We start from the raw sequence: 19,779 nt of genomic DNA, 5'->3' as shown, positions 1-19,779 counted from the left end.
GGGCCGGTTGCAGCAATCTTCAGCCGGCCGGCTTACAATATCGGACTGTCTTTTACGGAGTGCATGAGTCATGCATCTCAATATCCTCAAAGCCAAGATCCACCGCGCCACGGTAACCCATGCCGAACTCCATTACGAAGGCTCGATCGCGATCGACAGCCTGCTGCTGGAAGCTTCCGGGATCCGTGAGTACGAGCAGATCCATGCCTGGAACATCAACAACGGCAAGCGTTTCGTCACCTATGCCCTGAAGGCCGAGGCGGGTTCGGGCATCATCTCGGTCAACGGCAGCGCCGCGCACCGGGCCGAGCCGGGTGATCTGATCATCATCGCGGCCTTTGTGCAGATGACCGAGGAAGAGTTGGCGAATTTCCAGCCTTCGCTGGTCTATGTCGATGGCAAGAATGCCATCGCCCGTACCAGCCACGCGATTCCGACCCAGAAGGCGACGGACTGAGCTCGACCGGGCGATCCCTGACGGGGCGCCCGGGATCATGCCTGACCTGCCTGTGCGCCGGTACGGCCGGAGCAGGCCGTGCCGGATCCGGCATGGATACGCAAAAGACAAGAGGCCGGCCGTCAATGACGGCCGGCCTCTTGTTTGTCCGGTCAGGATGTTGCAGACGACGGCATCAACCGCCGTTGGCAGCGTCCTTGGCCTTGTCGGCAGCGTCAGAGGCCTTGTCGGCCGCATCCGAAGCCTTGTCGGCCGCGCTGGAAGCCGACTTCGGCGCCGAGGCGGCAGCGGCTGCACCGGCTGCGTCAGCGGCGTTCGAGGCCTGGCTGGCTGCATCATTGGCCTGGCTGGCAGCCTGATCGGCGGCCGGCGACTGGCTCTGGTCGGCAGTCTGCTGGGCGGAATCAGCGGCCGACTGGGCTTCGGCGGCCGACTTCTGGGCATCCTGCGCGGAATCCTGCGCACCGTTGCTGCAGGCCGCCAGCAATGCGACGAGCGCAGAGGCGAGTAGGGTACGCGTAAAATTCATGGGTGATCTCCTGGTTACTTGTTGTCGTAGCCTTTGCAGGCCGACATATTAATAGCGCGTCTTTCGGTATTTAGCTACTGGCTTGATGAACGAGCGTATCGGCCTTGTTAATCTATGACCGATCCTATCCACCGCCGTCCGGCCATCCCTGAGCGGCAGCTGTCCAAGGGCGCCGAACAGGATGGGTCAGGATGCGTGAAGATGCCGTAAAACAAGGCGGATTGGCTGCTTTTCCGGGAATGGGGGGCGGCGGAGCGTACCGTCATCTGGTTTTTGTTTATGCTGCAAAGCAGCAATTACGTGGCCCTCGATTCCGATTATCTTTGTGCTGTTCCCGTTAAAAAGGGACGGGGCAGATCTGTGGCGTGTTGTTTGGTCGCAGCATCACGATCCGCATTTATGACAGCCATAAGAAGACAAAAAAAAGTCGGTGATTTTCCGTTCATTTTCGGGCTTTGGGAAGATCCGGCGCGACGGTTTCTGTGCGGTGCGCTGTCGCATAAAGTTGCGATCATCATGTCGGCCGCCTCAGGCCGCCGTGGTGGATCCGGATCGGTCCGGGAGTGCGAATGCCGTTGCCGGTATGGTCGAGGGTAGCGGGGCTGCGAGCGGGCATGAAGGTGTTGTCGCGAAGCCGGCGCGGCGTTCCGCGGTGGCCGCTTGGCTGACGGCTGCGTCTCAGCCATGGCGGCGGGGAGCCCAGACAATGACGGCCATGAGATGAATCTCATGGCCGTCATCGCTCTATTGCAGGCGGGATGCGGGATCAGCCGGCTTTCTTCCTGGCCAGTCGCAACCAGGTATCCACCACGGTATCGGGATTCAGGGATACGGACTCGATGCCCTGGTCCATCAACCATTCGGCAAGGTCGGGGTGATCGCTGGGCCCCTGGCCGCAGATGCCGACATACTTGCCACGCTCCCGGGCGGTGCGGATCGCCATCGACAGCAGCTTCTTGACGGCTGGATCCCGCTCATCGAACAGGCCGGCGACAATGCCCGAGTCACGATCCAGGCCCAGTGTCAGCTGGGTAAGGTCATTCGAGCCGATCGAGAAACCGTCGAAGATGTCGAGAAACTCGTCGGCCAGCAAGGCATTGGAGGGGACCTCGCACATCATGATGACCTTGAGATCATCCTCGCCCTGACGCAGACCGTTGTCGGCCAGGACCTGGATCACCTTGCGGCCTTCCTCCAGGGTTCTGACAAAAGGAATCATGACCTGAAGATTGCTCAGGCCCATGCGATTGCGAACCTTCAGCACCGCCTGGCATTCCAGAGCGAAGGCATCGGCGAACTCGCGGTCGACGTAGCGGCTCGCGCCACGGTAGCCGATCATCGGGTTCTCTTCGTGCGGTTCGTAGCGGCTGCCGCCCAGCAGGTTGGCATACTCGTTGGACTTGAAGTCCGAGAGGCGCACGATCACCGGCTTGGGATAGACCGACGCAGCCAGGGTGGCAATGCCTTCGGCCAGGCGGTCAACGTAGAAGCTCACCGGATCGGCATAGCCTGCGATCCGCTGATCGATCTTGGCCTTGATGGCTGGTTCCTGGGCATCGTAGTTCAGCAGGGCCTTGGGGTGGATGCCGATGTGGCTGGCAATGATCATTTCCAGACGGGCCAGGCCGATGCCGTTGTTGGGCAGCATGGCGAAGTCGAATGCCCGCTCGGGATTGGCGACATTCATCATGATCTTCAGCGGCGCGTCGGGCATGGTGCCCAGATCGGCCGTGACACGCTCGAACGGCAGCTTGCCGGCGTAGATATAGCCGGTGTCGCCTTCGGCGCAGGACACCGTCACTTCGGCACCGTCCTCGATCAATTCCAGGGCATTGCCGGTGCCGACCACGGCGGGCACACCCAGTTCGCGGGCGATGATCGCGGCATGGCAGGTCCGGCCTCCGCGATTGGTGACGATGGCGGCAGCCCGCTTCATCACCGGCTCCCAATCCGGATCGGTCATGTCGGCAATCAGCACGTCGCCTGGCTCGACCCGCGCCATGTCGTCCAGTGAACGGACGATGCGGGCTCTGCCGGCGCCGATCTTCTGACCGATGGCCCGACCCTCGGCAAGTACTTCGCCGCGCCGGCCCAGGTGGAAGCGTTCCAGCTGGGTGGCATGGGCACGCGACTTGACGGTCTCCGGTCGGGCTTGGACGACATAGAGCTTGCCGGTCTGACCATCCTTGGCCCACTCGATGTCCATCGGGCGGCCGTAGTGCTGCTCAATCAGTACCGCCTGGCGGGCCAAGTCCTGCACATCCTGGTCGGAGATGCAGAAGCGCTGACGCAGATCCTGCGGGGTGTCTTCGGTGCGGACCCGTTCGCCGGCCTGCTGCGAGTAGACCATCCGCAGCTGCTTGGTGCCCAGCGTTCGCTGCAGGATCGCCGGCCGGTCCTCAGCCAGCGTCCGTTTGTAGACATAGAACTCGTCGGGATTGACGGCCCCCTGAACCACCATTTCTCCCAGACCGTAGCTGCCGGTGATGAACACCACGTCGCGGAAGCCGGACTCGGTATCCAGGGTGAACAGCACGCCGGCTGCACCCAGATCGGAGCGCACCATCAGCTGGATGCCGGCCGACAGGAACACATCTTCGTGCCTGAAGCCTTGATGCACGCGGTAAGCGATGGCGCGGTCGTTGTAGAGCGAGGCGAATACTTCGCGGACCTTGTGCAGCACGTCCTCGATGCCGCAGACATTGAGGAAGGTTTCCTGCTGACCGGCGAAGGAGGCATCGGGCAGATCCTCGGCGGTGGCCGAGGAGCGCACGGCCACCGCGATATCGTCACTGCCGGCCTGCCGGCACAGCTGCTGGTAGGCCTCGCGGATGGCCTGCTCGAGATCGGCCGGCAGCGGGGTGTCGATGATCCACTGACGGATGTCCCTGCCCGCGGCGGTCAGCGCGTTGACGTCGTCGGTGTCCAGGCCGATCAGGCGCTGCTGGATGCGTTCGCCCAGCTGGTTGTGCTGCAGATGATCCTGAAACGCCGCTGCCGTGGTGGCGAAGCCACCCGGCACGGAAACGCCCAGTTGCGAGAGGTGGCCGATCATTTCACCCAGAGAGGCATTCTTGCCGCCGACCTGGCCGAGATCGGACATGCGCAGGGTGTCAAGCCAAAGCACGAGCTGGTTCAAAATAGACTCCGGGAGGATCATTGAACAGGAATAAAGTGCATGGAAACATGCGTTCTGATTAACTGGTATTTTTTGACGAGCGTGCTGCTTGGCACAAGAGGACCAATCTATGCCGGGCAGGACCCATAAGCATACCACTTTCATAACATATTGTATTTAAAGTGATATGTAGTCGTAATTTGGTTTTGTATCAATTCACGGAACGGGTGGTGCAGTGCTATGGAACGTGTGGTTTTCTTTATTTCAGACTCGACTGGTATCACGGCAGAGACGATCGGGAACAGCATGCTGGCCCAGTTCGAGGGGATTCCCTTCAGCAAACACCGCCTTCCTTTCGTCGATACGCCGCAGAAAGCGGCCGAGGCCAGAGACCGGATCCGGCGCAGCTTTGAGGCCACCGGGGTGCGTCCGATCGTGGTCAATACCATGGCCTCGCTGGAGCTGTGCGAAATCGTCGCCTACAGCGGCGGCTTGATGCTGGATGTTTTTGCCCCCTTCATGGGACCACTGGAGCGGGAGCTGGGCGTGGCACGCACCGGCCTGGTCAATCGCTCGCATGGCATGGTCGACTTTGCCAAATACGAGGCGCGGATCAATGCGACCAACTATGCACTGAGCCATGACGATGGCATCAGCATTGAATACCAGATGGCCGACCTTATCCTGATGGGGGTCTCGCGGTCCGGAAAAACCCCGAGCTGTCTGTACATGGCCTTGCATTACGGGGTCAGTGCCGCCAACTATCCACTGACCGACGAGGATCTCGAGGGTGGGGAGCTGCCCGCTCGGCTGCGCCCCTACCGGGACCGGCTGTTCGGCCTGACCATCGATCCGCAGCGTCTGGCGCAGATCCGCGAGCAGCGTCGCCCGGGCAGCCGCTATGCGACCCTGGAGCAATGCCGCCAGGAGGTGGGTCGGGCCGAGCGGCTGATGCGGGCGGAAGGGATCCCTTCGCTCAATACCACGCATGTGTCGATCGAGGAGATCGCCACCAAGATTTTTGAAACCTTCGGCATCGAGCGGACCCTGTTCTGAGACGGGGACGGGATTCGGTGGCGGGGCCGACCATGAGGATCAGGCATTACGATGAGTGCGGTACTGGATCGACGCGCAGCGCTGCTGCCGGGACGTTTCGGCTTTCTGATGGGCTTGTACGCCGAAAACTACCACCGTCTGGTGCGTCTGTTCGCACCCCAGACGCTGGAGCCCGGCCTGTATGTTTCCAGTGTGGATGACGGTCTGGATGTTTCGCTTTCCATCCAGCGACATCATCGCTACATGATCGAGCTGGAGCTGACCTATGCCTTCGTCGATGCCAGCACGGGGCGGCCTTCGCCCTCGGCCCAGTTGCGGATGTACAGCGATGCCCATGTGGCCGAGGCCTTGCATTGCCACCCCGGGCGTCATCTGTGGCAGGTGCTGGGCCCGTTTCCGCAGGCCCATACGGTGTTGCAGCATCGTCTGCGGATGAACGGTTTTCTGACCCGCTGGCTGGAATATCTGGCCGGCCAAGGGCACTCCAGCGGCACTCTGGTGGCCGATCCCGCCCGATGACACGGCTGTCGCTCACAGGCGGCAGGAGATATTGGCCAGCAGCATGGTCTTGCGCGCCAGATTGCGGGTGAACAACTCCCGGGTCAGGGTCAATCCGAAGCTGAAGCGCTGATGGCGAACCGTCATGCCAGGTCCCAGGCTGAAGGCCTTGGGGCGGCCGGCGTTCAAAGCTTGCGGACCGTGATCCCTGCTGAACTGGGCGTGGTAATAGCCGACGAGGCCATAGGCCAGCCCGTGCGATTTGCGGAAAGCGGTGTAGTCGATGGTGGCCGTGCTGCCGTTGCGGTAACGGGTGGCGGTCTCGGTGCTGTTGAAATTGAATACCGTATGCGCCACCAAGGTCCAGTCCCGGTCGATATAGCCGATGGAAAAATCATGCTCCAGCGTCCAGTGATCCTGGCCGATGGATGGATCGCCGCTGGTTTTTCCGGTGGGCGCATAGAAGCCGACGCCGGCCTGGAGATAGACATGCTGGCTCAGCTGCCAGCTCAACGAGGCTGGCTGGACTTCGACATCGGGCATGCCATGTCCATGCAGAACCTGCCGGTCGGGCAGCCGGATCTGCACATCGACCACGCCGACGCTGCGGATATAGCTGGCCCAGCGCGCGCCCAGCAGGCGATGGGCATGGACCCATTGCAACTGGCCGTTGGCCGCCCAGCTGGAGATGCGAGTGCCGGTCCTGATTCCCGACCTGTCCACCGAGTCGCCAGCGGACAAGGTGGGTTTGATGATCAGATACAGTCCGGCCGGCGGCAGGGTGGCTGTCGGCATGCCCATGGTGATGCCCAGCGGATACTCGTTGACGCTGCCACGCTGGGCGGCCTGGATGGTGCCTGTCGGCAGGGCGCAGCCAAGCAGGATCAATCCACCACCCAGCCTGCCTGCACGCCATGTCAGCTTGTCCATGTCGGCTTCCCTCCCGGGGCGTCCTGTCGTCCTGGCAGACAGCTCCGCAGTAACGGAGACCTGGCGGAGGTGCCGGGCCGGCTGCCTGGGGGGTTCAAGCAAGACCAGGCTTCCTGCTTCGACGGTGGCAGTGACGGCCGAACGGCTTGCGGCTGTCGAAGGATATGTGGTGCGGCGATGACCGGCCGATGCCGGCTGGTCACTGGCCATGGCGGTTTGTCGATGATGCCGGGGCGCAGGCCTGACGTCGGACGCCAATCTTCCGGTTGGAAGCTGAGAGGCCCGGGATGGCTGCCCGCTGGGTGTCGGGCGAAGCGCTGGCGCGGTGCTCGTGGCCGGCGCGATCGGGTATCGGGGGTCTGGCCTGCCATGGATCTTCCCGGCCCGCATCCGGTCGGGCAGCAGGCGTCCGGCGGACGCGATGCCGAGCCAGGCCATCGTCGTCGGTGCGCAGCGGTGTGATGGTCGGGACAGGGTCCGCTTTCGGTATTGGTGACCATGACTCCCCCCCGGGGTCAGTTGTCACGTTACGTATATGAAACGTTGTTCCATATACGCATTCAGCTTTCACCGGAAACGAGGGCTTGTCAAGATGGCTGTGTGGCGCGCTTCCTCTGCTCAGGCCGCTGGCATGGTGGTACCGGCAGGTCACTGACCGGCACAGGAATGCATCCGTTGTGGGCTGTCACTGATGATCAAGGCTGGCTGCAGGAAAAAAGAAAGCCCGCACAAGGCGGGCTTTCGAAACAATGGCGGAGCGGACGGGACTTGAACCCGCGACCTCCGGCGTGACAGGCCAGCATTCTAACCAGCTGAACTACCGCTCCAGGTTGTGGCATCCTGCCAGGCAATCCACAATCACGCCATCATCCATGAATGGCGTCCCCACGGGGATTCGAACCCCGGTCGCCACCGTGAAAGGGTGGTGTCCTAGGCCTCTAGACGATGGGGACGGATTGTAAATTGGTGGAGCCAGGCGGGATCGAACCGCCGACCTCCTGCATGCCATGCAGGCGCTCTCCCAGCTGAGCTATGGCCCCGAAAAAAAAACCGATGCTCTGGCTCTTTTCAAGAAAAATGGCGGAGCGGACGGGACTTGAACCCGCGACCTCCGGCGTGACAGGCCAGCATTCTAACCAGCTGAACTACCGCTCCAAGTTGTGACATCCTGCCAAGCAACCACAATCACGCCATCATCCTTGAATGGCGTCCCCACGGGGATTCGAACCCCGGTCGCCACCGTGAAAGGGTGGTGTCCTAGGCCTCTAGACGATGGGGACAGATTGTAGTGGTGGAGCCAGGCGGGATCGAACCGCCGACCTCCTGCATGCCATGCAGGCGCTCTCCCAGCTGAGCTATGGCCCCTTAGAAAAACCGGTCAACTGGCTCTTCCAGAGAAAACTTAATGGCGGAGCGGACGGGACTTGAACCCGCGACCTCCGGCGTGACAGGCCAGCATTCTAACCAGCTGAACTACCGCTCCGCACTTGCAAAACACTTCCAAAAACCGAAAAACCAAACTTGTACAGTCAATTCTCTCGAATTGGCGTCCCCACGGGGATTCGAACCCCGGTCGCCACCGTGAAAGGGTGGTGTCCTAGGCCTCTAGACGATGGGGACATCAAGTTGTACAGCGTGGTGGAGCCAGGCGGGATCGAACCGCCGACCTCCTGCATGCCATGCAGGCGCTCTCCCAGCTGAGCTATGGCCCCTCGGCTGGAAGCGGCAAAGAATAGGGCCGATACCCGGCGCCGTCAAGCATTTTTAATATTTTTTTTCGATTCCCGAGCGCAGGCCCACTGCATCGGGGTAGGCTGGGTCATCGCGGACAAACGGAGACACCATGCACGAAATGCATTTCCTGCAGGATCTGGCGACGGTGATGCTGGTGGCGGGGGTGACCTCGGTACTGTTCCAGCGACTGGGGCAGCCGGTCGTGCTGGGCTATATCATCGCCGGCGTGCTGGTCGGCCCGCATGCCTTGCCGGCCTTGTTGATCCACGACGAGTCGACCATCAAGACGCTGTCCACCCTGGGGATGATCCTGTTGCTGTTCGCTCTGGGCCTGGAGTTCAGTCTGCGCAAGTTGCGCAAGGTGGGCATGGTTGCCTTGGTGGTGGCCAGTTGCGAAATCATCCTGATGCTGTGGATAGGTTACGAAGTGGGGCGCCGTTTCCAGTGGACGACCATGGATTCGCTGTTCCTGGGTGCGATGATGTCGATTTCCTCCACGGCGATCATCACCTCGGCGCTGGACGAGCTGGGCCTGAAGCGCGAGCGCTTCGCGCAACTGGTGTTCGGCGTATTGATTGTGGAAGACATTCTGGCGGTGGTATTGCTGGCCTTGCTGACCGGTATCGCCAAGACCGGTGGTCTGCAGCCGCTGCCTGCTCTGGCGGTGCTGGGCAAGCTGGGTCTGTTTATTGCCGGCTCGCTGATTGGCGGGCTGCTGCTGGTTCCCAAGGTGGTCGACTATGTGGCCCAGGGCGGGCGCGACGAAGTATTGCTGGTGGCGGTGCTGGGACTGCTTTTCGGCTTCTGCCTGCTGGTGTCGCGAATGGGGTACAGCGTGGCACTGGGCGCCTTCATGATGGGGGCGTTGGTGGCAGAGGCGCGCAGCCTGCCTCGGGTCGAGCGGGTGATCATGCCTTTGCGGGACATGTTCAGCGCGATGTTCTTCGTAGCCATCGGCATGCTGATCAATCCCCGGCAGCTGTGGCATTACGCGGTGCCGGTGCTGGTGATCACCCTGGCGGTGGTGGTCGGCAAGGTGGTCACCTGCGCACTGGGCAGCTATCTGGCCGGTACGGATGGTCGAACTTCGGTGCGGATCGGTGCGGGACTGGCCCAGATCGGGGAATTTTCCTTCATCATCGCCTCCCTGGGCTTGAGTCTGCATGTGACGTCGGACTTCCTGTATCCGGTGGCGGTGGCGGTATCGGCGTTGACCACCTTGCTCACTCCGTATCTGATCCGCGCCTCCGATCCCGTGGCCACGGCGATGACACGCTGCCTGCCGGACTGGCTGCGTGGCGTGCTGGTGGCCTATACCCGCTGGATCGGCAATCTCTCCCTGCGGGGGCAGAGCGCGCTGGTGATGGCGATGATCCGCCGCCTGGTCTGGCATATCGTGATCAATACCGCCCTGGTGGCGGCCTTGTTTCTGGTGACGGCCTTTGCTTATCGCCACGGATTCTTTCATGTCGCGATGCTGTCGCAGCATCCCGGAGCGCGCCGCAGCGTGGCCTGGTCGGTGGCTGCCGTGCTGTCTCTGCCGATGCTTGTAGCCGTGTATCGCAAGGCAATGGCGCTGGGCATGTTGCTCGCCGAGCTCGCGGTGCCGGTGGCCGTGGGTGGGGAATACAACCTGCATATCCGCAATGCCTTGGCGCGACTGATTCCTTTGGGCGTGATGTGCGTGCTGGCATTGCTGGTGACCGCTCTGGCTTCGACCATCCTGCCGCCACGGCAGGTGGTATGGGTGCTGCTGCTGGCGGGTGGGGTACTGACCTGGCTGTTGTGGCATGTGCTGGTGAAGGTGCATGCACGCTTTCAGGCGGCCTTGCTGGACGTGCTGAGTCGTGGAGACTCCTGAGTTGGCGGGCAGTGTCGTGCTTCCCGTGAACATCCCCTGTATCCGTCGGTCTGGAATGAACCTTGTCACTGATTTTCTGTCCCATGACACGTGGCGTTGCCAAGTGACTGCAAGCACCGCACAATGCAAGGCCTGCCTCCGATTGCGGAGGCGTGTCCAGCCTGTACGAAAAACCAAATCGAGGGAGTTTCGAATGAAGTATTTTCTGCGTCCCACACTGACGGCGGTCGCCTTGGCCGTAGCCATGGGGGTGAGCGCGGGTGCGATGGCCCAGAAGAGCTCAGGCTCGACCGCCGCAGCTCCCGTTGTCGACAAGGCCAAGGCCAGCTATCTGGTCGGCTGGCAGCTGGCCGGCCAGTTGCCGCCGCTGGTTCGTGAAGAGATTGATCCGGCGATCGTGGCTCGTGCCCTGCAGGCCGCTCTGGCTGGCCAGAAGCCGACCATGACCGATGCCGAAGCCCAGAAGGTGGGTGAGGCTTTCCAGAATCAGCTGCGTACCAAGTTCGAAGCTGAAATGGCACGTCTGGGTGCCAAGAACCAGGCTGAAGGCACGGCCTTCCTGGCGAAGAACAAGAGCGCCCCCGGCGTCAAGGTGACCGCTTCGGGTCTGCAGTACCAGGTGATCACTCCGGGTACCGGTCCGCGCCCGGGCCCGAATGACACTGTCCAGGTGAACTACAAGGGCTCTTTCCTTGATGGCCAGGTGTTTGACGACTCCGCTCACCACGGCAATGGCCCGGCTTCGATTCCGCTGGCCAATGTCATTCCGGGTTTCCGCGAAGGCCTGCAGCTGATGCAGACCGGTGGCCATTACAAGTTCTTCATCCCGGCCAGCCTCGCCTATGGCGCGCGTCCGCAGCCGCCGATGCAGCCCAATGCGACCCTGGTCTTCGATGTGACCTTGGTCAAGACCGGTCCGACCCCGGCTGGCGGCGCGGCTGGCGGCCAGGCACCGGGTGGTGCCGGCGAGTAATCGTCAGCCCTCGCGGATGTCGATCCGCCTCCGTCCTCAGGGTCGCGGGCGGATGGATCGAGAAAAGGCGAAGACTGAGGTCTTCGCCTTTTTTTGTGGGCTGCAGAAGGCGGGGCGCAGGTGATGATTACTGCGCTTCCGCACGGGCAAGAAGTGCGGAAGCGAGGCCGCCCATCGACCATTCTTCCGGGCGAAAGGTCCGGACGAGATTCGCCAGAATCGTCGAGGATTGACGCGGCTTGGAAGTCTTTGATGCGAAAGTAGGTCCGTGCGGACTGGACTTTCAGCATTAACTAGTTGCGGCCGGTCGTCGAAGCGGCCAGGTCTTCTGTTATCTTCATCTGAAAATTCGCGCTCTAAGGACGAGACACATGCACTGCATCGACCAACAGTTTCCTATCTCAAAACTCTGGATAACGAGAAACGCGATCAACGAAAGCCCCGAGTATCAGCGTGAGTCGGCAGTATGGTCTAAAGATAAGCAGCAGCTCTTTATCGACTCGATTCTGAATCGCTTCGACGTACCCAAGCTGTACTTTCACGACCTGCGAGGCTCCAATGGGCTTCATGAGTTCGCGGTAGTAGATGGGAAGCAACGGCTGCACGCGATATTTGAGTTCATGCAGGGGATGCTCAAACTTGCGGATGATTTCGCGCTAATTGAGGCTCGCACTGGTCAAGACGCGCCTGCTGGCGGATCTAAGTTTACTGACATGTCGGAATATTGGCGGGAGGAGTTCAAGGGAACATCCCTGTCGGTTGTTCTAATCCAGAATGCGGGCGATGACGACATCGAGGAGCTTTTTTCTCGATTGAATAACGGAGAGCCGCTAAACGCGGCAGAAAAGCGAAATGCCATGGGCGGCGAGATGTCGAAGCTCATACGCGAGGTTGCGAAAGATAAGTGGTTCTCAGAGAACCTTAAAATTAAGAACTCCCGTTTCCAGCATCTTGAGATTGCGGCAAAGGTTCTTCGCCTTGAAGAGGCGAGTCAGGCGGGCAGCGGAATGTTCGCCGACCTTAAGAAGAAGTTCTTGGATGAAATGGTTTCTAAGAGCAGGAACATGTCAGCTGCTGCGAGGGACGGGTTGCTTAAGCGCGTCTCGGATCAGCTGTCTGCGATGAGGCGAGTCTTCAAGAAAGCAGATCCTCTGCTATCCAAGCAGGCATACCCGCCGCTGTACTACATCTTTGTAAAAAAGGTGTTGGCCGAGTACGCTGATCCGGCACTCTACACGAAAATTCGGTCCTTCTTGGAAAAATTTCAAGCTGACCGCTTGAGCAACTTAGATAAAGCCGAGGAACAGCGGGATAACGCGCTGATCGAGTTCGGGCGTCTAATGCAGCAAGGAACCAATGATCTGAATAGTCTCAGGGAGCGCACCGCAACCCTGGTTCGATACTTTCTTCTTGAGTACCCCGATGTTCAATTGAAGGATACCAAGCGGGCATTTACTGATGAGGAGCGCCTGGCGATCTGGATTCTTGGGGGGAAAAAGTGCGCGATGTGCGGCATAGAAGTTGAGCTGGATGAGATGCATGCAGACCATCAAATTCAATGGTCTCATGGTGGAGTGACTAGTCTGAAGAACGGGCGTTGTCTTTGCGTGCAATGCAACACTTCTGCTGCAAAGAAAGTCAGCTGATTACGGTTGGTGGCGAAGTCAAACTCGCCGCCTCCACACCTCGACGCAAACGGCAAAGGAGTGTCATACGGACCCTATGCTTTTCAACAATGCTTCGCAATTGCTCTGGGTCTTTTTTCCCATTCCTTGCTGACGACAAACTTTGCTAGAGTACGTACCTCTGGGGCATCCGCAAATGTAATGACCCACCACTTTCTGCTCAGGTCATGCGGTTAATGTAGCGGCATAGGCCGCATCCGGGGTCATCATCTTTAGTGCTTGATGCGGGCGTTGTTGGTTGTAGAAGGCGATCCAATCGGCGATCACACGCAGAGCATGGACCTGGCTCTCGAAGCGATGTCGGTGTACGCATTGCTCTTTTAGCGTGCGGATTACTCTCTCGACCATCCCGTTCTGCTGCGGGCAATGCGGGGTGATAAACTCCTGTTTCAGGCCGTAACTGCGCACCAGCCGCGTGTAGTCGCGACTGGTGAAGACCAAGCCGTTATCGGAACGCAGCAGGAACGGCTCTCGCACCCGGCCGAGTGTGCCGTAGCGCGTGATGAGCGCATGCTCTAGGGCTGTCGAGGCCGTGCTGGCCTTTCCGGTCCGCGACAGGTGCCAACCAAGCAGTTGCCGTGTGCTGCAGTCGATCACCAACGCCAAGCTGAGCCAGCCGTCCTTGCCGCCCCAGACGCGACACAGATCGGTGGCCCAGCGCTGATCTGGTTTCTCGGCACGCGATACCTTGGCCTCAATGCGCGGGCGTTGGCCGAGCGCTCGCTTGCGCACCTGCCAGCCTTTCAGCTGGAAGATCCGCTGCACCGTATTCTTGTTCATGCCAAGCAACGCGGCGACCGTGCGATAACCGAGTGAAGGCTCGGCCTCGATCATCGCCTTGATCGGCTCGGCCAGCTCCGGCTTCACCTTGGCCGCTGACCTGGTCGGCTTGTAGTACGTCGTGCGACGGGCTACGCCGAACCATTGGCACAGTTTGGTTATCGGGACAGCGATACCCTCGGCTTTCAAATCCTGCTGGACCGAGTGCATCAGCTCTCGTCCTTTCCCAGCAGGGACGCCAGCTTTTTTCGAGCGCGGATCTCCAGCATGGCCTCGCCGTAGGCTTCCTGCAAATCCTTCAACTGCCGCTCGTACTGCTCGCGTACATCCTCAGGCTTGGCCCGCAGCGCGTTCTCCAGGCCGCGCTTGCCGTCCTCCACCCAGCCTTCAATTTCTGCTGGGGTCAGATCGAACTGCCGGCTGGCTGCGGCCACCGTCGTCTTGCCCTGGATGATCTCAAGGACCAGTGCCGACTTGCGCCGGGCGGTCCAGCGCTTGATCTCTTCGTCCATCATCTCGCTCATCGGTGTCTCCTTCGGGGAAAGTAACACCTGAGCAGGTTTTCAGTGGGTCATTACAAGGATGCCGAGTGCCTGAGCTGCGCATCGTCTGCAGACCGTACTGCGGAGCTGGATTGCGCAAGAAGAGGGTGGCCGCCCGGTCACGTCCCTGCATTCGCTGCGACCGGGACAACAAAAAACCCGCACGATGGCGGGTTTTCCGTTTGATGATGTCATCAGTCGATGAGACCATCGAATATGGTGCCCAGGAGAGGACTCGAACCTCCACGGTTTTACCCGCTAGTACCTGAAACTAGTGCGTCTACCAATTCCGCCACCTGGGCAGGTGTTTGCTGTAAAATCGAGAAAGTCCGCAGGTCGGCGGCCTTCCTTGTGGATGCGTTGCAGGGGTGAACCTGTCGCTTCCGAAAATGCTTGGTGCCCAGGAGAGGACTCGAACCTCCACGGTTTTACCCGCTAGTACCTGAAACTAGTGCGTCTACCAATTCCGCCACCTGGGCAGGTGTCACGTCGTCACTGGGTGACTTCGTGAGCCGCAAAGAATAGTCATGTCGTATATGCTTGTCAACGAATTTCTTAAATTTATTTTCGGCCCTATCATCGACAGGGTCAGCAACCGGAACAAACAGAAAGGTAATCTGGTGACAAAAAACAATGCACCGCGTGGTCGACCGGCCGCGAAAAAAGGGTCGGCCAAGACCAGACGCCCTCCCGTCGCGGCAGCTGGCGATCCCTTTGCATCGCGCGAAGCCGAGCGCTACGAGCGACCGATTCCGAGCCGGGAGGCCATTCTGGGCCTGCTTGAGGCGCAGGGAGAGATGCTGACCGAGGCGCGGATCGCCGAATCCCTGCAGTTGACCGAAGAACGTGATCTGTTCGCTTTGCACAAGCGGCTGGGGGCGATGCTGCGTGACGGCCAGTTGCTGCAGGGCCGCCGTGGCGGCCTGGGGCCGGTACGGAAGCTGGATCTGCTGACCGGTGTGGTCATCGCCAATACCGAGGGCTTCGGTTTTGTACGCCCCGAAGATGGCGGCGATGATCTGTATCTGTCGCCGCAGCAGATGCGCAGCGTGCTGCATGGTGACCGGGTACTGGCCAGCGTGGTCGGCATGGATCGCCGTGGCCGCCGGCAGGGGGCCATTGCCGAAGTGCTGGAGCGTCGAGTCAGCCGCATCATCGGTCGGGTTTCGATCGAGGATGGGGTGGTGCTGGTGATTCCTGATGATCGCCGGATCTGCCAGAACCTGCTGGTAGCCGAGGGGCAGGCCGAGGGCGCCAGCAACGGCCAGATCGTGGTGGCCGAGATCACCTCGCCGCCGACGGTGGCGCGTGGTCCGATCGGTCGCATCGTGGCCGTGCTGGGCGCCCGTCTGCAGCCTTCGCTGCTGGTGGAAATGGCGATTGCCAGCCATGACCTGCCGCATGAGTGGCCGGCCGCCGCGCTGGCCGATGCCAACAAGGTGTCGCCGACGGTCACCGCGGCCGAGCGGGAGGGCCGGGTGGATCTGCGCGACGTGCCGCTGGTCACCATTGACGGCGAGGACGCCCGCGACTTCGATGATGCGGTGTTTGCCAAGCCGCGCCGTGGCGGTGGCTATACCCTGATCGTCGCGATCGCCGATGTCTCGCACTATGTGCCGATCGGTTCGGCGCTGGATGCCGAGGCCTATGAGCGCAGTACCTCGACCTATTTCCCGGGTTTCGTGGTGCCGATGTTGCCGGAGAGCCTCTCCAACGGTATCTGCTCGCTCAATCCCAAGGTGGAGCGGCTGTGCATGGTCTGCGAAATGACCGTGGATGCCGATGGCGAGGTCAGCAAGTCCAAGTTCTACCAGGCCGTGATGCTGTCCCATGCGCGTCTGACCTACAACAAGGTCTGGCAGGCGGTGGGTCTGAAAAATGCCGATGCCCGCGAGGAAGTCGCCGATGTGCTGCCGCAGCTGGAGCATCTGCATGCCTTGTACAAGTTGCTGGCCGCGCAGCGCCGTCGTCGCGGGGCGATCGATTTTGAATCGCATGAGGTCAAGTTCCGGCTTGATGCCCATGGCGAAGTGGTGTCGATGGGCGCCACCGAGCGCAATGATGCCCACAAGCTGATCGAGGAATGCATGATCGCCGCCAATGTGCAGGCGGCCATGTATCTGGAGAAGAAGGGCATCCCGGCCTTGTACCGTGCGCATCTGCCGCCGCCGGAAGAGAAATACGAGGACGTCAGGACCTTCCTGCGCGAATTCAAGATCCGCATGCCTTCGGCCGCCGAGGTGACGCCGGGCGACTTTGCCCGCGTGATTGCCGAGATTCAGGACCGGCCCGAGCGTGAGCTGATCCAGTCGGTGCTGCTGCGCTCGCAGAGCATGGCCACCTACCAGCCCAGCAACCACGGCCACTTCGGCCTGTCGCTGGAGGCCTATGCCCATTTCACCTCGCCCATCCGGCGCTATCCGGATCTGCTGGTGCACCGGGCCATTCGCCATGCCATCGGCCGCCGCAAGGCCAGCAGCTACAGCTACAGCGCCGAACGGATGGAAGACATGGCGCTGCATTGTTCGCAGCGCGAGCGGCGGGCCGAGGAAGCCGAGCGGGACGTCACCGAGCGTTTCAAATGCGCCTGGATGGAAAAGCATGTCGGCAGCGAATTCGACGGGGTGGTCACCGGCGTCACTTCGTTTGGCTTGTTCGTCGAGCTGGATGCTTCCAAAGTGTCCGGACTGATCCATATCAGCCAGCTGTCGAACGACTATTACCACTTCGATTCCGCTCGCCACATGCTGAGCGGCGAGCATTCGGGGCAGTCCTTCCGGCTGGGTGACCGGCTGCGTATCCAGGTCCTGCGGGCCAGCCTGGAGGATCGCAAGATCGATTTCCGGCTGGTCTCCGATGCCGGCAAGCCGGCCGCCAAGGCGAAGAAAGGATCCAAGACGGCGCGGAACGAGCGCAAGCCGGTGGCGAGGGTCTCCACGATTCCGGCGCTGCCCGAGTTGCCGCCCTTGCCGCCGCATGTGCTGCAGGCCCAGGCAGTGGAGCCGGCTCGCAAAAAGGGCAGGCGCGGTGCAAAATCGGCGACCGCGACGGCCCCGGCAGCAGTGGCCGCCGAGCCGGTGAAGTCGAACCGGAAGTCTGGCAGCAAGGCCCGTCGCTCACGTAAAAAGAAGGTGAAAGCAAGTCATGAGTGAGTCCTGGATTGTCGGTATCAATCCGGTGCAGGCCGTATTGAAGGAAGGCGCCGAGCGGGTCCGTGAGTTGTTGTTCGAGGATGGCCAGCGCAATCCGCGGGTACAGGGGCTGAGGGACATGGCCAAGGCGCGCGGCGTCGATCTGCGCCCTGTCAGTCGCGAGCAGCTGGAAGCCGTCAGTGGCGGTGCCCGCCACCAGGGCGTGGCCGCCCGCTGCGAGGCCAGCGTGGCGGCCACCGAGTCGGATCTGCCGGCGCTGCTGGAAGCGGCCGGTGCTTCGGCTCTGGTGCTGGTGCTGGACGGGGTGACCGATCCGCACAATCTGGGGGCTTGCCTGCGCAGTGCGGCGGCGGCCCGGGTGACGGCGGTGATCGTGCCCAAGGACCGGGCCGTGGGACTGACCGCCGTGGCGCATCGTGCCTCGGCCGGTGGCGCCGATCTGGTGCCGCTGATCGCGGTCACCAATCTGGCCCGTACCCTGCGCCAGCTGAAGGATGCCGGTCTTTGGCTGACGGGACTGGCCGGTGATACCGGGCAGTCGCTCTACAGTCTGGATCTGAGCGGGCCGACCGCGCTGGTCATGGGCAGCGAGGGGGAGGGGCTGCGTCGCCTGACGCGGGATACCTGTGACTACGTGGCCAAGATTCCCATGCCGGGCGAGATGGAGAGTCTGAATGTCTCCGTGGCGACCGGCGTGGCCTTGTTCGAGGTGCTGCGCCAGCGCGGTGCCCTGAAGTAAGCGGATCCGTCGACCGGCCCGCCGTCGGGGCGGTCGGCGGGCAGAGGGCGGCTGGTCGGGCGCGTCGCAGCGTCAGTGCGTCCTTGAGGACAGGCGATGCGGCCCCCCGCGTCGGGCATGCTCGATGCATGGCAAGGCCGCAAGGCCGGCAGCCCATCTATTGATGCATTGCTGCAGTCGCTCAGGCATCGACATGATGCCGAGGCCGGGCGGCTCAGCCGCCCATATCGTAGCCCAGCGCCCGCAAGGGGCCGACCACCAGGATACGGGCCACCAGCAGGGCCAGCATGACGACGGTGGGCGAGAAATCGATGCCGCCGAAGGCCAGGCGGCCCCGCCACGGTCGCAGCAGCGGCTCGATCAACTGCCCCAGCAGCCGTGCGGCCGGATGACGCCGGTCGCCGCCGAACAGGCTGCTCAAGGTCCAGCCGAAGATCATGGCGACATAGAACACCAGGGTGAAATCGATCAGATCGGCCGTGCCCAGCACTACCAGCCCCAGGGGCGCCGGCAGGCGACCGCCCAGCAAGCCTTGCTGCAGGCCCCGGCTGAGGGTGCTCAGCAGCCAGGCCACCAGAACCGCGGCCAGATTCACCCGCTTCCAGTTGGGCACCCAGCGCCGGATCGGCGTGACCACCGGGTTGGTGTAGCGGTAGATCAGCTGGCTGAGCGGATTCTGGAACTCGGCGCGGCAGGCTTCGGCCAGCACCCGGATCACGAACAAGCCAATCGCAAAGGAAAAGGCGACCTGGATCAGCAGGGTCAGGGCTTGCAGCAGATAACTCACGGTGTCGGTTCTTCCAGTTGTAGGGCCAGCTGCCGGCTGCGCTCAGTGGCAGCCTGCATGGCGCGGCTGACCATGGATGGTAACCCATCGGCCGCGAAGCGATCGAGCGCGGCCTGAGTGGTGCCTCGGGGCGAGGTCACCCGCTGCCGCAGCACGGTGGCCGACTCGTGACTTTCGACCAGCATGCGGCCGGCGCCCAGACAGGTCTGGGCGGCGAGCGCGCGAGCCGTGTCCGCCGGCAGGCCCTGGGTGATCGCGGCCTGCTCCATGGCTTCGACCAAGGCAAAAAAATAGGCCGGCCCCGAACCGGACAGCCCGGTCACCACATCGATCAGGTTTTCGTCGTCGACCCAGCGGGTCAGTCCGCAGGTGTCGAGTACCTGCTGGGCCATGGCACGCTGAGGCGCAGTGACATGACGGTTGGCGGACAGGACGCTGGCACCGGCGCCGATCAGGGCCGGGGTATTGGGCATGCAGCGGATGATGGGCAGGCTGGCACCGAACCAGCGTCCAAGCTGCTGCAGCTGGGCGCCGGCCGCCACCGACAGCAGCACCGGACGGTACTGCCGGAACAGGGGCGCCAGTTCCTGCCGCAGCTCGGGCAGCTTTGCCGGCTTGGTGGCCAGAATCACCAGCTCGGCCTCTTCCACGCAGCGGGCGTTGTCCGCAAAGGTGGCAATGCCGAAGGTTCTCCCGACCAGCTGGCGGGTTTCCTCACTGGGACTGGAGGCGCGGATGGAGGCGGCTGGCAGGCCGGTCCGGACCAGGCCGCCGATCAGGCTGCGGGCCATGTTGCCGGCGCCGACGAAGGCGATACGGGGCATTGTCTCAACTCCGGAAGTTCTGAGGAAAAGGCCGGGCCTGGCTTTTTGTCCGCCTTCGGCAGCGACGGACCCCGGCGGTGGAGTACCATCACGAGCTTGGGACATGGAAAGGGT

Annotated in this window: 15 protein-coding genes and 11 tRNA genes; 8 read left to right on the top strand and 18 right to left on the bottom strand. The window is 61.9% G+C overall.

Annotated features, from left to right (window positions below):
* The first annotated feature begins 70 nt into the window (after positions 1 to 70).
* Positions 71 to 457 carry an aspartate 1-decarboxylase gene (gene panD, locus FRAAU_RS12590; protein WP_014403894.1) on the top strand — a complete coding sequence of 129 codons (387 nt, stop codon included), beginning with the start codon at positions 71 to 73 and terminating at the stop codon, positions 455 to 457.
* A gap of 175 nt (positions 458 to 632) precedes the next feature.
* Here panD and FRAAU_RS12585 read toward each other — a convergent pair whose 3' ends face one another.
* Together FRAAU_RS12585 and ppsA are read right to left on the bottom strand one after the other, a co-directional pair.
* On the bottom strand, positions 633 to 986 hold the full coding sequence (locus tag FRAAU_RS12585) for a hypothetical protein (RefSeq protein ID WP_014403893.1): 354 nt from the start codon (positions 984 to 986) through the stop codon (positions 633 to 635).
* Positions 987 to 1,752: 766 nt separating this feature from the next.
* On the bottom strand, positions 1,753 to 4,125 hold the full coding sequence (gene ppsA / locus FRAAU_RS12580) for a phosphoenolpyruvate synthase (RefSeq protein ID WP_014403892.1): 2,373 nt from the start codon (positions 4,123 to 4,125) through the stop codon (positions 1,753 to 1,755).
* 219 nt (positions 4,126 to 4,344) lie between these two features.
* On the opposite strand from ppsA, the gene ppsR reads away from it, so the two are divergent.
* Both ppsR and FRAAU_RS12570 read left to right on the top strand, forming a co-directional pair.
* Complete coding sequence (gene ppsR, locus FRAAU_RS12575) at positions 4,345 to 5,160, top strand: posphoenolpyruvate synthetase regulatory kinase/phosphorylase PpsR (RefSeq protein WP_014403891.1); 816 nt, start codon at positions 4,345 to 4,347, stop codon at positions 5,158 to 5,160.
* A gap of 51 nt (positions 5,161 to 5,211) precedes the next feature.
* Positions 5,212 to 5,679, top strand: a complete 468-nt coding sequence (locus tag FRAAU_RS12570) for a DUF1249 domain-containing protein (RefSeq protein WP_014403890.1) — start codon at positions 5,212 to 5,214, stop codon at positions 5,677 to 5,679.
* Between the two features lie 12 nt (positions 5,680 to 5,691).
* Here the strand turns inward: FRAAU_RS12570 and FRAAU_RS12565 are convergent, their stop codons facing one another.
* From FRAAU_RS12565 to FRAAU_RS12520, 10 genes are all read right to left on the bottom strand, one after another.
* Positions 5,692 to 6,588, bottom strand: a complete 897-nt coding sequence (locus FRAAU_RS12565) for a SphA family protein (RefSeq protein ID WP_014403889.1) — start codon at positions 6,586 to 6,588, stop codon at positions 5,692 to 5,694.
* A gap of 750 nt (positions 6,589 to 7,338) precedes the next feature.
* Positions 7,339 to 7,415 (bottom strand) — tRNA-Asp (locus tag FRAAU_RS12560).
* A gap of 50 nt (positions 7,416 to 7,465) precedes the next feature.
* Positions 7,466 to 7,541: transfer RNA gene (locus FRAAU_RS12555), tRNA-Glu, on the bottom strand.
* A gap of 11 nt (positions 7,542 to 7,552) precedes the next feature.
* Positions 7,553 to 7,628, bottom strand: a tRNA-Ala gene (locus FRAAU_RS12550).
* A gap of 38 nt (positions 7,629 to 7,666) precedes the next feature.
* Positions 7,667 to 7,743: transfer RNA gene (locus tag FRAAU_RS12545), tRNA-Asp, on the bottom strand.
* 49 nt (positions 7,744 to 7,792) lie between these two features.
* Positions 7,793 to 7,868 (bottom strand) — tRNA-Glu (locus FRAAU_RS12540).
* A gap of 9 nt (positions 7,869 to 7,877) precedes the next feature.
* A tRNA-Ala gene (locus FRAAU_RS12535) sits at positions 7,878 to 7,953 on the bottom strand.
* 41 nt (positions 7,954 to 7,994) lie between these two features.
* Positions 7,995 to 8,071: transfer RNA gene (locus FRAAU_RS12530), tRNA-Asp, on the bottom strand.
* Between the two features lie 61 nt (positions 8,072 to 8,132).
* Positions 8,133 to 8,208, bottom strand: a tRNA-Glu gene (locus tag FRAAU_RS12525).
* 16 nt (positions 8,209 to 8,224) lie between these two features.
* A tRNA-Ala gene (locus tag FRAAU_RS12520) sits at positions 8,225 to 8,300 on the bottom strand.
* 131 nt (positions 8,301 to 8,431) lie between these two features.
* On the opposite strand from FRAAU_RS12520, the gene FRAAU_RS12515 reads away from it, so the two are divergent.
* The 3 genes from FRAAU_RS12515 (at position 8,432) to FRAAU_RS12505 (ending at position 12,802) form a co-directional block, all read left to right on the top strand.
* Positions 8,432 to 10,183 carry a cation:proton antiporter gene (locus FRAAU_RS12515; RefSeq protein ID WP_014403888.1) on the top strand — a complete coding sequence of 584 codons (1,752 nt, stop codon included), beginning with the start codon at positions 8,432 to 8,434 and terminating at the stop codon, positions 10,181 to 10,183.
* Between the two features lie 193 nt (positions 10,184 to 10,376).
* Positions 10,377 to 11,156, top strand: coding sequence for an FKBP-type peptidyl-prolyl cis-trans isomerase (locus FRAAU_RS12510; protein ID WP_014403887.1), 780 nt, complete (start codon positions 10,377 to 10,379; stop codon positions 11,154 to 11,156).
* Positions 11,157 to 11,527: 371 nt separating this feature from the next.
* Positions 11,528 to 12,802: a GmrSD restriction endonuclease domain-containing protein gene (locus FRAAU_RS12505; RefSeq protein WP_014403886.1), complete on the top strand. Its 1,275-nt coding sequence runs from the start codon at positions 11,528 to 11,530 to the stop codon at positions 12,800 to 12,802.
* A 204-nt stretch (positions 12,803 to 13,006) separates the two neighbouring features.
* On the opposite strand, the gene FRAAU_RS12500 is transcribed toward FRAAU_RS12505, so the two are convergent.
* The 4 genes from FRAAU_RS12500 to FRAAU_RS12485 form a co-directional block, all read right to left on the bottom strand.
* Positions 13,007 to 13,831 carry an IS3 family transposase gene (locus FRAAU_RS12500; RefSeq protein ID WP_014403885.1) on the bottom strand — a complete coding sequence of 275 codons (825 nt, stop codon included), beginning with the start codon at positions 13,829 to 13,831 and terminating at the stop codon, positions 13,007 to 13,009.
* Positions 13,831 to 14,145 (bottom strand): DUF1153 domain-containing protein, encoded by a 315-nt coding sequence (locus tag FRAAU_RS12495; protein ID WP_014403884.1) that lies wholly within the window; start codon positions 14,143 to 14,145, stop codon positions 13,831 to 13,833. The genes FRAAU_RS12500 and FRAAU_RS12495 overlap by 1 nt, the downstream gene beginning before the upstream one ends.
* Before the next feature lie 235 nt (positions 14,146 to 14,380).
* Positions 14,381 to 14,465 (bottom strand) — tRNA-Leu (locus FRAAU_RS12490).
* Between the two features lie 92 nt (positions 14,466 to 14,557).
* Positions 14,558 to 14,642, bottom strand: a tRNA-Leu gene (locus tag FRAAU_RS12485).
* 48 nt (positions 14,643 to 14,690) lie between these two features.
* On the opposite strand from FRAAU_RS12485, the gene rnr reads away from it, so the two are divergent.
* Entirely contained in the window at positions 14,691 to 17,315 is a 2,625-nt protein-coding gene (rnr, locus tag FRAAU_RS12480; RefSeq protein ID WP_014403883.1) for a ribonuclease R, read from the top strand.
* Entirely contained in the window at positions 17,308 to 18,054 is a 747-nt protein-coding gene (gene rlmB, locus FRAAU_RS12475) for a 23S rRNA (guanosine(2251)-2'-O)-methyltransferase RlmB (protein WP_014403882.1), read from the top strand. The genes rnr and rlmB overlap by 8 nt, the downstream gene beginning before the upstream one ends.
* A 214-nt stretch (positions 18,055 to 18,268) precedes the next feature.
* Here rlmB and FRAAU_RS12470 read toward each other — a convergent pair whose 3' ends face one another.
* Positions 18,269 to 18,841 carry a YggT family protein gene (locus tag FRAAU_RS12470; protein ID WP_014403881.1) on the bottom strand — a complete coding sequence of 191 codons (573 nt, stop codon included), beginning with the start codon at positions 18,839 to 18,841 and terminating at the stop codon, positions 18,269 to 18,271.
* Positions 18,838 to 19,665, bottom strand: coding sequence for a pyrroline-5-carboxylate reductase (gene proC / locus FRAAU_RS12465; RefSeq protein WP_014403880.1), 828 nt, complete (start codon positions 19,663 to 19,665; stop codon positions 18,838 to 18,840). Before proC ends, FRAAU_RS12470 begins: the two co-directional genes overlap by 4 nt.
* Positions 19,666 to 19,779: the final 114 nt, after the last annotated feature.

The sequence above is a fragment of the Frateuria aurantia DSM 6220 genome (genome assembly GCF_000242255.2).
Taxonomy (GTDB): Bacteria; Pseudomonadota; Gammaproteobacteria; order Xanthomonadales; family Rhodanobacteraceae; genus Frateuria; species Frateuria aurantia.
Note: the sequence above shows the minus strand (reverse complement) of the source record. Positions and strands in the feature narration are given on the sequence as shown.